Source organism: Clostridiales bacterium FE2011, assembly GCA_017569305.1.
Lineage (GTDB): Bacteria > Bacillota > Clostridia > Christensenellales > Aristaeellaceae > Aristaeella.
Genome location: CP069418.1, coordinates 1449544 through 1463426 on the forward strand (window position 1 = coordinate 1449544; position 13883 = coordinate 1463426).

Below are 13883 nucleotides of genomic sequence, written 5' to 3' on the forward strand. Positions count from 1 at the left end.
CTGATGGAGGTTCCTCATGACGAAAAAGCGTACCCTGCTGTGGCTGATCCCGCTGATTCTGCTGATTCTGCTGATCCCGTTCCTGGTTCCTTCCGCCCTGCCCTATGCCGGAGCGGAAGAGCTGCCTGTTTTCTCATCCGTGGAGCTGGCTAACCCCTCACCGGAACCGGTCGTGCTGGAGCCGAATCCCAAGTACAAGAATTCCATGGTCTCCCGGTATGCCCCGCACAAGGACGCCTTCACGTCCGAACCCCTGGGATACCAGGACGGTACCATCTGCGTAAAGATCGAGAAGAGAACGGTCGTCAACGGCAACGGCGGCAAGACCGCGGTGTATTTCACCTGGGTCAAGATTGCCGATCCTTCCCAGCTCCGCACCAGCACCAACCAGCCTTATCCTTCCAAGCAGCTCGTCGCCGCAACCTCCCTCGCCCGTCGTGAACGCTCCGTCCTGGCCATCAACGGCGACTATTTCTGCGACCGGACGGAAGGCATCGTCTACCGGAACGGTGAACTGCTGCGGAACAGCGTTTTCAATACCGGTTACGGATATGATGCATTGATTATCGACCTGAACGGCAATTTCCATATCCTGCTGAAACCCGATCCCAGCGACTTCGAACCTTACGAAGGCTGTATCGCCCACAGCTTCATCTTCGGGCCCGCGCTTGTCGTCGACGGCAAGATGCAGGTTCTGGACGGCAACAATTATGCAAGTTCCCCCGGCATGGGGCTCCATAAATACCTGCAGCGCCAGGCCATCTGCCAGATGGATAACCTGACCTACCTGATGATCACTGCGGAAGGTCCTGAACAGTCCAAGGACGGCGGCCTCACCGGCCAGGAAATGGCCCAGCTGGCCTATGACTGCGGTGCGGTCCAGGCTTATAACCTGGACGGCGGTTCCTCCAGCTGGCTGGTGCTCGGTACCGACCGGATCAACGCCACCCGCGGCAAGAAGCGGGATATTCAGGATATCATTTACTTTGTCACTGCTGAAGCGGAACCGGTTCCCGCGGAATAACCCAGGAGCTGTCCCACAGCCCACCGTCAACAAAGGAAGCGTCAGCCTATGAATACCATCCTGTCCATCGGACCCCTGAACCTGACCCCCTACGGACTGGCAGTGCTGGCCGGCGTACTGGCCGGTGCATTGCTGTGCCTGCTGAACAAAAAGGTCTTTCAGCTCCTGCCGCTGACAATCCTGGGAGCGGTCGTCCTGGGGCATGCCTTCTGGACTTTCCTTCGTCTCGACGGCTATATGGATGAAATCAGTTCCTTCGCCTTCATGTTCCAGCCCTGGCTGGGCGGCTATACGCTTTACGGTGCCCTCATCGGCGGCACCCTTGGTGCGCTGGCCGGTGCGAAGCTGAGCGGCATCCGTCCCCTGGAAGCACTGGACACCCTGGCTCCCGCAGCCTGTGCAGTCCTCTTTTTCTGCCGTCTGGGAGAATACTATACCGGCGAGGGTGTCGGCGCTGAAGCGCTGGAATCCCTCTCCTTCTTCCCCATTGCCAGCGAAGGGCTGAATTCCGGTTTCTGGCTGTACGCGGTCTGGTTCTGGGAAGCCATCGCCGCGCTGGTCATCCTGATCCTGCTGCTGTGCCGCCGGAAGAACGCCCGCGAAGGAGAGCTTACCGTCCTGTTCGTTACGCTGCTCGGTACCAGCCAGATCCTGCTGGAACAGTTCCGGAAAGACAACTTCGTCCGTCTGAATTCCTTCGTTCGTTTCACCCAGATCGCCGCGGTCCTGACCCTGCTGGCCCTGATGATCGTCCTGGTCATCCGCCGCAGGCCCGACCGGAAAAAGACCATCCTGAGCTTTGCGGTGCTCGTTGCCGCTGCCGGCGCGGTCGTAATGGCTGAGTTCGTGTTTGACAAGCCCCAGATGGAAACCCTGCTGTATATCGCGCTGGCCGCCACAGCCGTGCTGTTCGGCCTGATGCTCATCGCCTTCCGGGGGAAAGCCGGAAAGCTGCCCGCCGGCCTGTTCGGCCTGTTCACCGGCACGCTGATCCTGCTTTACCTGCTGGCCACGGTCGATCCGGATTCCTCCGGATTCCTGTACACCATTCTGCTGGACCTGATGATGCTGTCCTCCCTGACCGCCATCGGCGTCACCTTAATGACCTTGTACCATTCCGAATCTGCACTGGAAAAGTAAATATGACCCTGACAAAGGAGGAACTCTTATGTCCCAGAAGTCTTCCCCCGTCTATTTCACCGATTTCCGGACCGTAGCTGACGTCAGCCAGGGCGTCAAGCTCCAGAAGCTCTGCCGCCGGGCCGGAATAGACAAGATCGATTTTGCCGGGAAATTCGCTGCCATTAAAATGCACTTCGGTGAGTTGGGCAACTTTGCCTATCTCCGGCCGAACTATGTCAAGGCAGTGGCAGACCTGATCAAGGAACTGGGCGGAAAGCCCTTCCTTACCGACTGCAACACCCTCTATCCCGGCAGCCGGAAAAACGCCGTAGACCATCTGTACAACGCAGAAGTCAACGGTTTTAACAGCGTGACCACCGGCTGCTACATCATCATCGGTGACGGGCTGAAGGGGACGGATGATATCACCGTACCGGTCCTCGGCGGTGAATACTGCAAGGAAGCCTATATCGGCCGTGCCCTCTACGACGCGGACATCATTATTTCCCTGAATCATTTCAAGGGTCATGAAATGGCCGGCTTCGGCGGTGCGGTCAAGAATCTCGGTATGGGCGGCGGCAGCCGGGCCGGGAAAATGCAGCAGCACAGCGACGGCAAGCCGGTTGTTGACCAGGCCCTGTGCCGTTCCTGCCGCAAGTGCGCCCGGGAGTGCGGATCGGACGCCATCACCTATAAAAGCGGCAAGGCCTATATCATGCAGGATATCTGCAAGGGCTGCGGCCGGTGCATCGGCGCCTGTGCCTTTGATGCCATCCATCCGTCTTTTGACACCGCGGCGGATATGCTGGGCCGCAAGATGGCAGAATACACCGCCGCGATCTGTGCCGGGAAGCCTTCCTTCCATATCACCCTGATCATGGATGTTTCCCCCAACTGCGACTGCCACGGGGAAAACGATGCGCCCATCCTGCCGAATATCGGCATGCTGGCCTCCTTTGATCCGGTAGCCCTGGACCAGGCCTGTGCGGATCTGTGCCTGGCCGCGGAACCGCTGCCCAACAGCCAGCTGTCTGACAACCTGGCAAAACCCGGCTGGAAGCATCATCACGATCACTTCAAGGACAGCAACCCGAACGTCAGCTGGCGGGAAACCCTCGCCCACGGGGAAAAGATCGGCCTGGGTACCCGAACCTATGAACTGATCAAAATCTGATCAGCGCGAAATAATCAGAAAAATTCAGCATTTTGAAGTATTTAAGAGCTTTCTGCCCGTTTTCGGCAGAAAGCTCTTCTTATTGACTATTTATGTCTTTGACTATCTTTGACTTTTAAGTATAATATAATCAGCACAAGAAAGAGAGTGCGGTGGCCAGTGACCACGAAAAGTAATTCCCCGGAACCGCAATAAGCAACGGAACCGGATCAAAAGAATGGAGGGTTTTATATGAGTACTTTCCTGCCTGCTGTTTTCGGTGAAAATATGATGGATCTGTTTGATGACTTCGACCGTGATTTCTTCCGCGGCTTCGGCCGTCCGGAAAGAGCGCTCTACGGTAAGAACGCCGCCCGGATGATGAAAACCGACGTGAAGGAAACCGACGAAGGCTATGAGCTGGCGGTGGATCTGCCCGGTATGAAGAAGGATGAAATTCATCTGGATCTTCAGAACGGCTATCTGACCATCTCCACCCAGAAGAACCTGGAGAACAAGGAAGAAAAGAACGGCAAGCTGCTCCGCCAGGAGCGGTATACCGGCACTATGCAGCGCAGCTTCTACGTGGGCGACAACCTGACAGAGGAGGATGTGCAGGCCAAATACGAAGACGGTGTCCTGACCGTCAAGCTTCCCAAGAAGGAAGCCAAGAAGGATCCCGAAAAGAAACAAATCCTCATTGCATAATCTCCAACCAACAAAGGAGCGGCTCTCTGAGCCGCTCCTTTTATTTTTCAGTTTTTCTCACATCCGGCGTCAGCCGGATATTTCATATCGCGAAGCGATATTTCACATTGAGCCGCAAGCGGCTCAATATTTCATACTGCCGAAGGCAGTATTTCATTTTCAACCGGACTTCTTCACAGACTATCGATATACTTGCAGGCTGCCAGCGCTGCTGTCGCACCGTCCGCCGCCGCGGTAGTCAGCTGACGTACCGTCTTGCTGCGGCAGTCACCCGCCACAAAGACGCCGGGGGTCTTTGTCTCGCAGCGCTCATCGCTGTCAAAGTATCCCCACTTGTTCAGATCCGCCAGATGCGCGAAAGCATCGTTTTCCGGAATCAGGCCGATGGCAACAAACAGGCCGTCACAGGCAACCTGCCGTTCTTCCCCGCCGTCCTGCGGCTTCACGGTCACGCTCCGGAGAATGCCCTCCTCCGTGTTCAGGCCTGTGATCTTCACGCCGGTGTATTTTTCCACATTCGGACGGCTGAACAGGATCTCCTGCAGCTTCTTTTCACCGGTGAAATCCGGCAGGTCCTGCAGCATGATCACCTTTTCACACTTGCCGGACAGCAGGATCGCCTCCTGCAGGGCGGAGTTTCCGCCGCCGGCCACGCATACGGTTTTTCCGGTATAGAAATCCCCGTCGCACACGGCGCAGAAGCTGATGCCCTCGCCCACCAGCTCGTTTTCACCCGGCAGGCCCAGCATCCGGTGCTTCACGCCCGCCGCCACAATAACAGCCTTTGCGTCCCGCTCCAGGCCGTCGTCTGTAAATACCCGCTTATAGTCCCCGTGATCTTCGATCCGGACAACCTCCGCCAGGTCCACTTCCGCGCCCTGGTTCATGATCTGGTCCAGCAGCGCCTCGGCGTATTCATTGCCGCTCATCTGGGCGGTACCCGGCCAGTTTTCCACCTTGGGGCTGTAGGTAATCTGTCCGCCGAAACCGTGCTTTTCCAGCACCAGTGCGTTCTTTCCGTTCCGCTGCGCGTACAGCGCGGCTGTCATGCCCGCGGGGCCTCCGCCGATCACGATGATATCCGTCATTTTTCACCCATCCTTTGAAAAAGGGACGCGCCGCGTCCCTTTTTCTCATTTTGTAATCCTATCGGAGTGGAACGAAAACCATAATCCGGTTTCCGACTTCCTACCTCCTACTTCCTACCTCATGCCTCTTATTATCCGACCTGTTTTGCCGTCAGCATACCCTTGATTTCGGATACACCCTTGTACTTGGTGTATTCATCGGGATTCTGGCCGAGCACCACCAGCGTGGGCGCCTGCTTCACACCGTACTGGTTGGTCAGTTCGGGATTGTCCGTCGCCAGCACCTTCTTGAACAGGAAGCCGGCCTTCTCCAGCATACTGATTGCCAGCTTGCAGTTGGGGCAGGTGGCACTGACAAACAGGATCGCGCGGGCACAGTTGCAGCCCTTGTTTTCCTTCTCAGGCTGGGCAGCGGGCTCTTCCTTCACGGGTTCGGCAGCCGGTGCGGTGGCCATCACAGGGCCGGTATGGGTCAGGCGGCTGTGACCGATGTCATAAACCTTGCGGTCTTTGAATTCCTGGGCCTTGCCGTCGTTCCAGTTCTGCACAGGACGATAGTAACCGGTGATCCGGCTGTAAACCTCGGTCTTCTGTCCGCAGTGGGGGCAGGTGTACTGCTCGCCGCTCAGATAGCCGTGGTCCTTGCAGACGGAGTAGGTGGGGCTCATCGTGTAGTAGGGCAGCTTATAGTTTTCCGCGATCTTGCGGACCAGGTTTGCGGCTGCCTTCCAGTCCGGCAGCTTCTCACCCAGGAAGGCGTGGAAGACAGTACCGGAGGTGTACAGGGTCTGCAGCTCATCCTGCACGTCCAGTGCGGAGAAGATGTCCTCGCTGTAGCCTACGGGCAGGTGGCTGGAGTTGGTATAGTAGGGCGTACCGTTCATGTTCGCGGTGATGATGTCCGGATACTGCTCCTTGTCATGCTTCGCGAAACGGTAGGTGGTGGATTCGGCCGGGGTCGCTTCCAGGTTGTACAGATCGCCGTACTGTTCCTGGTAGTCGCTCAGGCGCTCCCGCATATGGTTCAGCACGTCCTGGGCAAACTTCTGCGCTTCAGGATGGGTCAGGTCCTTCTTCAGCCAGTTGGCGTTCAGGGCCGCTTCATTCATACCCACCAGGCCGATGGTGCTGAAGTGGTTGCTGAAGGTGCCCAGGTAGCGCTTGGTGTAGGGATACAGGCCGCCGTCCAGCAGCTTGGTGATCACCGTACGCTTGGTCTTCAGGCTGCGGGCCGCAACGTCCATCAGGTGATCCAGCTTGGCGTAGAATTCCTTCTCGTCAGCGGCTTCATAGGCCAGGCGGGGCATATTGATGGTCACAACGCCGATGGAACCGGTGGATTCGCCGCTGCCGAAGAAACCGCCGCTCTTCTTGCGCAGTTCACGCAGGTCGAGACGCAGGCGGCAGCACATGCTGCGCACGTCGCTGGGCTCCATGTCGGAGTTGATGTAGTTGCTGAAGTAGGGGGTGCCGTACTTGGCGGTCATCTCAAACAGCAGCCGGTTGTTTTCGGTTTCGGACCAGTCGAAGTCCCGGGTAATGGAATAGGTGGGAATCGGATACTGGAAGCCGCGGCCGTTGGCGTCGCCTTCAATCATGATTTCGATGAAGGCCTTGTTGACCATATCCATTTCCTTCTGGCACTCGCCATAGGTGAAGTCCATTTCCTTGCCGCCGATGATGGCCGGCAGGTTTTCCAGGTCCTTCGGGCAGGTCCAGTCAAGGGTAATGTTGGAGAAGGGTGCCTGGGTACCCCAGCGGCTTGGGGTGTTCACACCGTAGATGAAGCTCTGGATGCACTGCTTGACTTCCTTCTGGGACAGGTTGTCAATCCGGACGAAGGGAGCCAGGTAGGTATCAAAGCTGGAGAAAGCTTGAGCGCCGGCCCACTCGTTCTGCATGATGCCCAGGAAGTTCACCATCTGGTTGCACAGGGTGGACAGATGGCTGGCCGGAGAGCTGGTGATCTTGCCTGGAACGCCGCCGAGGCCTTCCTGGATCAGCTGCTTCAGGCTCCAGCCGGCGCAGTAGCCGGTCAGCATGCTCAGGTCGTGGATATGAATCGCGGCGCTGCGGTGGGCTTCAGCGATCTCATTGTCATAGATCTCGCTCAGCCAGTAGTTGGCCGTGATGGCACCGGAGTTGGACAGAATCAGGCCGCCGACAGAATAGGTGACGGTGGAGTTTTCCTTCACGCGCCAGTCGTTGATGCGGAGATAGTTGTCCACCAGGTCCTTATAGTTCAGAAGGGCGGAGTTGACGTTACGGACTTTCTCCCGCTGTTTGCGGTACAGAATGTAGGCCTTGGCCACGTCGGCATAACCCGCTTCGGACAGCACCTTTTCGACGCAGTCCTGGATGGTTTCCACCGCGATTTTATCGTCGTGGATCAGCGGTTCATACTCCGCGGTAACCCGCAGGGCCAGCATGTCGATCACGCTGGGATGATACTGTTTTCCCAGAGCTTCGAACGCTTTGGTGATGGCTTTTGAGATTTTGCCGATCTCAAAATCCGTGATTTTTCCGTCTCTTTTGACAACCTGATACATAACTAAGCGCTCCCTTGTTTCCTCTTATTTGTTGTTTTTGACAGTCAGAAATACCCTATATTTTTTGCTCACTAAATATAGCATGCCCCTCCCGGGAAAGTCAATATGTTGTGAAAGATTTTCATAAAAATACCTATATCTTGTGCATCCCATGATTTTCAAGGTTTCCAGGCTTTCATGGCTGTACGCACAAAAAAAGCAATGATATAATACTGGATACGAGGTGGTTTTTGATGATCAGTTTCTCCGTCACCTTCAGCAATGTGCTGCTCATGCTCCTGTATCTTCTGCCCGGTTTTTTCATGTGCAAAGTCAAAAAAGTGAAACCAGATCATCTGAGCAGTATCAGCGTCATCCTGCTCTATATCTGCGGATACGCCCTGTATGTGAACGCCCTGTACGGGCTGGATCCTTCTCCCGCCCTTTTTGCGAAGATGGGGCTCTTCCTGCTCTTCGCCCTGGCCGGGGAAACGCTGCTGATGCTGCTGATCCTCCTGATCCTGGGCAAGGAAAAAAGGAAGGTATTCGCCCTGCGGATGCTGTCCATCGCGGCCGTCATGGGCAATGTGGGCTTTTTCGGCATGCCGGTGGTCCGCGCCCTTTTCCCGGAGGCACCGGAAGCCGCGGTTTACTCCTCCATGTTTAACGCCGCCCTGAATATCCTGGCCTGGACTGTCGGCGTTTTCACCCTGACCGGGGAGAAAAAGCATATCTCCCTGAAGGCCGCCCTGGTAAACCCCTCCATGCTGGCCGTCTTCACGGGTATGATCCTGTGCCTCCTGAATGCCAAAGACTGGCTTCCCGATATCCTGCGCACCGGCTTCAGCACCCTGGGTGCCATGTCCACCCCGCTGTGCATGATCATCCTCGGTGTCCGGCTGGCCACCATGAATTTCAAAGCCCTCTTCACCACAAAGCTGGCCTGGCTGATCTCCGCCGGCAAACTGCTGGTGTTCCCGCTCTTCTGTTACCTGCTTGTGCTTCCCTTCCCGCTTGATCCTGTATTCAAGGGCAGCATCCTGATCCTGGCCGGCACTCCATGTGCCAGCATCCTGCTGAACCTCGCCGAGATCCATCACAACGGCCAGGAACTGGCCGCCAACTGCGCTCTCCTCTCCACCCTGCTGAGCATCCTCACCATTCCGCTGCTCAGCCTGCTGGTATAATATATAGAAGCAACAGCCTGGCTTTGCAAAAGCCAGGCTGTATTTTTCATTCTTAAGTTTTCAGTTTTAAGTATTCATTAAAAATGGCATTCAGGATTCTCCTGAATGCCATTTTCTTAATATGTTCCATATATTGCCCTGTACTGTGTCGGCGTACAACCCTTCTTTTCCCGGAATACCCGGTTGAAGGTTGCCACAGAGCCGAAGCCGCTTTCGATCGCCACGTCCCGCATGGAGCGGTTCGTCCGGATCAGCAGGTCCATTGCTACCTGCAGCCGCTTCTGGCACAGGTAATCCTTGAAGGAATAACCCGTCTGCCGTTTGAAGGAACGGGAGAAGTAGTAACGGCTGAAACCGGCGAACTTCGCCACATCCTCCAGGGAAAGCTCTTCCCGGTAATGATTGTTGATATAGGTCATCACCGCGTTGATGACTTCGGAATCCATGTTCCGCATGTTTTCCCCGGTCCGCGGCTTGATACCGCTCAGGTAACGCTGTCCCAGCGTGGCATAGACCCGGAGGATGCAGCTGTAGCACATGGTGTTCCACATCAGCTCCCGCTTCTCATAGGCCTCCCTGGCCCGGAGCAGCAGCTCGCGGATCCGTACATGGGCATCGGATCCGTCCCGCAGATGGAACGGTTTATGGAAATACATGGCCATGGATTTGATATCCCGCATGGTCATGATTGCATCAGACTCAAACAGGAACAGATACCGGCTGCTTCCCTCTCCCATCGTCAGGGAATGGAGTGTATCCGGCGGAACAATCAGGATTTCCCCTTTACGGACCTGGTAGATCTTATCCTCGATGGTATAGGTAACCATGCCTTCCAGCGTCAGGAGGATCTCCACCGCTGAGTGGTCATGGGTTTCATACCGCCACGGGATATCCGAATACCAGATCCGGATCGATGAGTCATCCAGGTAGGTAACATATTCCCGCCTGCCCTGAAGCACCCGGAAACCGTCTTCATAGCGCGCGGCCCGGGCAGAGACCTCCGCGCTCCTCATCTGTGACACCGGTCCACACCTCCTAAATCCGATTTCTGTCGGAATATATCAGCCCAGTATACTAAATGCTCTTTGTCAGCCCTTAACAGAACCCAGCGCCATACCGGTTACGAAGTACTTCTGCAGGAAAGGATAGACAATCATAATCGGCACCGCAGACACCACGGTGATGGAAGCACGAACCGTAATCGGTGCCACCTTCGAAGCTTTGGCCGCAAGCGCGTCAGCAGTAGTCATGGCTGCATTCGCCTGGTTCTGTGTGGTTTCAAGCTTCATCTTCAGCAGATACTGCAGCGAATGGAGATCAGCCTTGCTGCTGTTATACAGCCAGGTGGAGAACCAGTCGTTCCAGGCACCAACCGCAATGAACAGTGCAACCGTGGCCAGCACCGGCACGCACAGCGGCAGGATAATCTGGAAGAAGCACCGCAGGTCTCCCGCGCCGTCAATTTTACCGGATTCCACCAGTGCGTCAGGAATACTGTTGGAAATGTATGTCCTGATAACAATCATGTTAAAGCACTGGAACAGGGAGGGTATAATGTAGGCCCAGAAAGTGTTCTTCAGTCCCAGCACCTTGGAAACCAGCAGGTATCCGGGAATCAGGCCGGCGTTCACATACATGGTCAGCACCATCAGCGTGGTGATGAACCTGCGCAGTACGTATTCCTTCCGGGAGAGGGCGTAGGAAACCATGGTGGTCAGGAAAAGATTCAGCACCGTGGTCAATACTGTTTTGGACACAGAAATGCCGAAAGCTTTATAGACCGCGGGATCCTTGATGACAGAGGCATAAGCGTCCGTACTGAATTTACGGGGCCAGATTCCGATGCCGCCCCTGACAGCGTCCATAGCGTCGTTGAAAGAATAGGCAATCGTGTTCAGAACCGGATAAAGGGTAATGAACATTACAAAAATCAGGATAATGGTATTACAAACGGGAAACACAATATCCCGGCGTTTTCTGTTTTTAATGGATTTCATTGCAGCAGTTGTCATGTTCATCCCTCCTTAAATCAGCGACTCTTCATCGAGCGCCCTGGCGATTCCGTTAGCGGCTAGCAGAAGGATAATGGCAACAAGGCTCTTGAACATACCGGCGGCAACACCGATGGAGAAACGCGGTCTGGCGCCGCCGAAGCTGTATTTCATAACGTAAACGTCAATTGTTTGCGAGAATTTCATAATCAGGGGGTTTTCCATCAGGTACTGAACCTCGAAACCGGCATCCAGCAGATGGCCGATATTCATGATCAGCAATACCATAAAGGTGGATTTGATACCGGGCAGCGTCACGTGCAGGATCCGCTGGAAGCGTCCCGCACCGTCAATTTCCGCCGCCTCGTAAAGGCACGGGTCAATACCCGTCATGGCTGCGATGTAGATAATCGTGCCCCATCCAACTTCCTTCCAGACGTTGATTGCACCGAACAACCACCAGAAGTATTCGCCCTTGCCCAGGAAGAACACGGGTTCTTTCGCGCCCAGGGCCATAAGGAGCTCGTTGATGGAGCCTCTGCTGGCGAAAATATCCTGCGCCATACCAACCACGATAACCCAGGACAGGAAGTGGGGCAGGTATGTCACGGTCTGAACTGTCCGTTTGAATTTACGGTTCCGGACCTCGTTCAGCAGAATGGCCAGCACAATAGCGCAAAGTGTACCGAACACCAGGTTAATCACGCTCATAGCCACCGTATTGCGGAGTGCCAGGTGGAAATCCTTGTCGCCAAACAGGAATCTGAAGTTGTCCCAGCCAACCCACTTACTGCCTGCCAGGCCCTTCTTGACGTTATAATCCTGGAAAGCTGTCAGCCAGCCCCACAGGGGACCATAGTTAAACAGCAGGACATACAGAAGCACGGGAACAGACATAATCATCAGCTGATACTGTTTCCCAAGCGTCCGGAAGAATCCTTTCTTCTTTTTCGGCAAGACTGCTCCCGTGGTGGATGTCTTCAGGGTCATCTTTTCCTTCTCCTCTCAACAACGGCAAGGGGGGGAGAGACGAATCTCTCCCCCTCGCGTGGATACTATTGATTACTGATAGCGTTCCGGATAAACCTGCTTCAGGATCTCTTCATGCATGAAGTTTGCATAGATCTCGGAGTAGGGCTTGATTTCTGCCTGGAACGCGGCGAAGTTGGCGTCGATTTCGCTCGGATCGCACATGATGATCTTGGGCAGCCACTCCATCTGGATGGACAGCCACTTCTGATAATCGATGTCGATGGGCTCTTTGTTGATCTGCCAGGCTTCTCCGTAGGGAGCCAGCTGGATGGCCGGGTTGAACAGTTCTTCAATGGCCTTGATGCCCAGCTTGGCATACAGGTCCTTGTCGTACTGAGGCTCGTTGGCGCTGATGATTTCCGGCTGGTTCTGGGGATCCCAGGCATTGCCGTTATCCATGGTGCCCTGCTTCTTGGGAGCGGAGGTGAAGATGGCGTCAGCCTTGTTCGCGCGCTTCCATTCAGCGTCGTTACGGTTGTTGTACTGTTCCTGAGTCATGTTCATGCGGCCGTTTTCGTCGATGAAGTAGTCTTCACCTTCAACGCCCCACTGGAGCAGAACCTGCCACTCGTCGGACAGCAGTGTATCCAGCAGTCCAACCAGGCGTTCCGGATTCTCAGCGGTAGCAGCGATACCGAAGCCGCGGTCACGGTTGATAACGTCGCCGTTGATGTAGTGTTCTTCGATCTTCCAGTTTTCAGAGGGCAGCGCGATGCCTTCCAGGTCATCAGCATCATACAGAAGCGGGATGGGCAGGAAGGTCTCAGCGTACTTCTCAGCAGTCCGCAGGGAAGCGGTAGCGGTATCGAAGTCCCAGGCCTGGTCGAACATACCCAGCACGTAGCCGCTGGACAGAGCAGCGATATACTGGTCATAGTTCATAACGAAGGTGTCAGCGCTGATGAGGCCCTTGTGATAGATGTCATTCAGCTTGGCATAGTAGGGCTTCGCATAATCCTGATCGATGAAGGTCCAGGTAGCAAATTCGGGATCGTCCACATCGACGATAACTTCACCGTCGTTGGGGCGGCCCATCAGGTGCTGCACGGGGTTGATCAGGCAGAACCGACGCCAGTCTTCGCACAGGATGGCGAATCCGGTGTAGGGGGTGCCGTCTTCAGCGGTGGGATGCTCGGCCAGATAGCCTTCCAGCATCGCGAAGTACTCATCAACGGTCTTCGGCACAACGTAGTTGTTCCACTCGATGACTTTCTTCTGGGCGAAGAAGGAAGGTCCGTTGTAGCGCTTGATGTTCTTGTTGTACAGCACGCCGTAGTTGGGGATGATGTACAGCTTGCCATCCTTGCTCAGCAGCTGGTCCAGCTGAACGTTGGTGCCATGCAGGTGCTTGTACAGGTTGGGGGTCTTTTCTTCGCTGATGTAGGGCAGCAGGTCGATCAGCACGTCAGCGTCTTCCAGGATTTCAGCGCTGTTACCGCCGTCGAACAGGTCGGGCTGCTTGTCGTCAGCAATCTTCAGAGACAGGGTCTGGTTCAGGTCATTGGCCAGGAACTCAATCTCGAAGGTGATGCCGAGTTCATCAGCGATCTTCTTGTAGATCTTGTTGTCAGCAGTGGGCTGATCGCCGGGATCTCCCTTGAAGACTGTCACAGTGATGGGAGCGTTTTCCGCCATAACGGCAGGAACGAGCGCGAGAACCATCGCCAGAGCCAACAGGGCCGCCAGGATTTTCCTCATAGTGTTTCTCCTCCAGTTTTTCTTTTTTTTGGCACCTCGTGCCTTTGCATATATTGTGTCAAAATGTACGTACTTGCACAATGGCACATTCGGTCACTGTTAACAAGTTTTTGCCCTTTTATTCATCAGTTTTTGCTCAGCGTTTTTGAAATCGATTTCTTGCGTGCTCATATTGTGCGATCCGGAATCCCTTTATTTGCCAATATCTACGCCCATTTTCTATTGTATCCATTCTCAATAATTGTGCAACAAAAAATGAGATGATTACACAAATCATCTCATCAAAAACTTACGCAACTATTTGAGGAATATGCTAAGTTGTTGCTCAGTTTCTTGCTGTATACAGCATCTT

11 protein-coding genes are annotated in these 13883 nt (G+C 54.9%); 5 read left to right on the forward strand and 6 right to left on the reverse strand.

Annotation, left to right across the window (positions count from 1 at the left end):
* The first annotated feature begins 16 nt into the window (after positions 1-16).
* The 4 genes from JRC49_06745 (at position 17) to JRC49_06760 (ending at position 4007) form a co-directional block, all read left to right on the forward strand.
* Positions 17-1024 (forward strand): phosphodiester glycosidase family protein, encoded by a 1008-nt coding sequence (locus tag JRC49_06745; GenBank protein ID QTE72496.1) that lies wholly within the window; start codon positions 17-19, stop codon positions 1022-1024.
* 48 nt (positions 1025-1072) lie between these two features.
* Positions 1073-2164 carry a prolipoprotein diacylglyceryl transferase gene (locus JRC49_06750; GenBank protein QTE72497.1) on the forward strand — a complete coding sequence of 364 codons (1092 nt, stop codon included), beginning with the start codon at positions 1073-1075 and terminating at the stop codon, positions 2162-2164.
* A gap of 28 nt (positions 2165-2192) precedes the next feature.
* On the forward strand, positions 2193-3320 hold the full coding sequence (locus JRC49_06755; GenBank protein ID QTE72498.1) for a DUF362 domain-containing protein: 1128 nt from the start codon (positions 2193-2195) through the stop codon (positions 3318-3320).
* Positions 3321-3551: 231 nt separating this feature from the next.
* Positions 3552-4007, forward strand: coding sequence for an Hsp20/alpha crystallin family protein (locus JRC49_06760; GenBank protein ID QTE72499.1), 456 nt, complete (start codon positions 3552-3554; stop codon positions 4005-4007).
* A gap of 173 nt (positions 4008-4180) precedes the next feature.
* On the opposite strand, the gene JRC49_06765 is transcribed toward JRC49_06760, so the two are convergent.
* On the reverse strand, positions 4181-5095 hold the full coding sequence (locus tag JRC49_06765; protein QTE72500.1) for an FAD-dependent oxidoreductase: 915 nt from the start codon (positions 5093-5095) through the stop codon (positions 4181-4183).
* Positions 5096-5226: 131 nt separating this feature from the next.
* Positions 5227-7644, reverse strand: coding sequence for a ribonucleoside triphosphate reductase (locus tag JRC49_06770; protein QTE72501.1), 2418 nt, complete (start codon positions 7642-7644; stop codon positions 5227-5229).
* A gap of 233 nt (positions 7645-7877) precedes the next feature.
* Here JRC49_06770 and JRC49_06775 point away from each other — a divergent pair, with 233 nt between their 5' ends.
* Positions 7878-8810, forward strand: a complete 933-nt coding sequence (locus JRC49_06775) for an AEC family transporter (GenBank protein QTE72502.1) — start codon at positions 7878-7880, stop codon at positions 8808-8810.
* 116 nt (positions 8811-8926) lie between these two features.
* Here the strand turns inward: JRC49_06775 and JRC49_06780 are convergent, their stop codons facing one another.
* From JRC49_06780 to JRC49_06795, 4 genes are all read right to left on the reverse strand, one after another.
* Positions 8927-9832: a helix-turn-helix transcriptional regulator gene (locus JRC49_06780; GenBank protein ID QTE72503.1), complete on the reverse strand. Its 906-nt coding sequence runs from the start codon at positions 9830-9832 to the stop codon at positions 8927-8929.
* A gap of 66 nt (positions 9833-9898) precedes the next feature.
* Positions 9899-10807: a carbohydrate ABC transporter permease gene (locus JRC49_06785; GenBank protein QTE72824.1), complete on the reverse strand. Its 909-nt coding sequence runs from the start codon at positions 10805-10807 to the stop codon at positions 9899-9901.
* 27 nt (positions 10808-10834) lie between these two features.
* The gene (locus JRC49_06790; GenBank protein QTE72504.1) at positions 10835-11791 is read right to left on the reverse strand and encodes a sugar ABC transporter permease; all 957 of its coding nucleotides are present in this window, start codon (positions 11789-11791) and stop codon (positions 10835-10837) included.
* Between the two features lie 72 nt (positions 11792-11863).
* A complete protein-coding gene (locus JRC49_06795; protein ID QTE72505.1) occupies positions 11864-13531 on the reverse strand; it encodes a sugar ABC transporter substrate-binding protein in 1668 nt (555 codons plus the stop codon).
* Between the last annotated feature and the right edge of the window lie 352 nt (positions 13532-13883).

Coding starts and splice junctions, on each gene's coding strand:
- JRC49_06755 (QTE72498.1), top strand. CDS start 2,193: ATGTCCCAGAAGTCTTCCCCCGTCTATTTCACCGATTTCCGGACCGTA.
- JRC49_06760 (QTE72499.1), top strand. CDS start 3,552: ATGAGTACTTTCCTGCCTGCTGTTTTCGGTGAAAATATGATGGATCTG.
- JRC49_06795 (QTE72505.1), bottom strand. CDS start 13,531: ATGAGGAAAATCCTGGCGGCCCTGTTGGCTCTGGCGATGGTTCTCGCG.
- JRC49_06785 (QTE72824.1), bottom strand. CDS start 10,807: ATGAAATCCATTAAAAACAGAAAACGCCGGGATATTGTGTTTCCCGTT.
- JRC49_06750 (QTE72497.1), top strand. CDS start 1,073: ATGAATACCATCCTGTCCATCGGACCCCTGAACCTGACCCCCTACGGA.
- JRC49_06745 (QTE72496.1), top strand. CDS start 17: ATGACGAAAAAGCGTACCCTGCTGTGGCTGATCCCGCTGATTCTGCTG.
- JRC49_06770 (QTE72501.1), bottom strand. CDS start 7,644: ATGTATCAGGTTGTCAAAAGAGACGGAAAAATCACGGATTTTGAGATC.
- JRC49_06765 (QTE72500.1), bottom strand. CDS start 5,095: ATGACGGATATCATCGTGATCGGCGGAGGCCCCGCGGGCATGACAGCC.
- JRC49_06775 (QTE72502.1), top strand. CDS start 7,878: ATGATCAGTTTCTCCGTCACCTTCAGCAATGTGCTGCTCATGCTCCTG.
- JRC49_06790 (QTE72504.1), bottom strand. CDS start 11,791: ATGACCCTGAAGACATCCACCACGGGAGCAGTCTTGCCGAAAAAGAAG.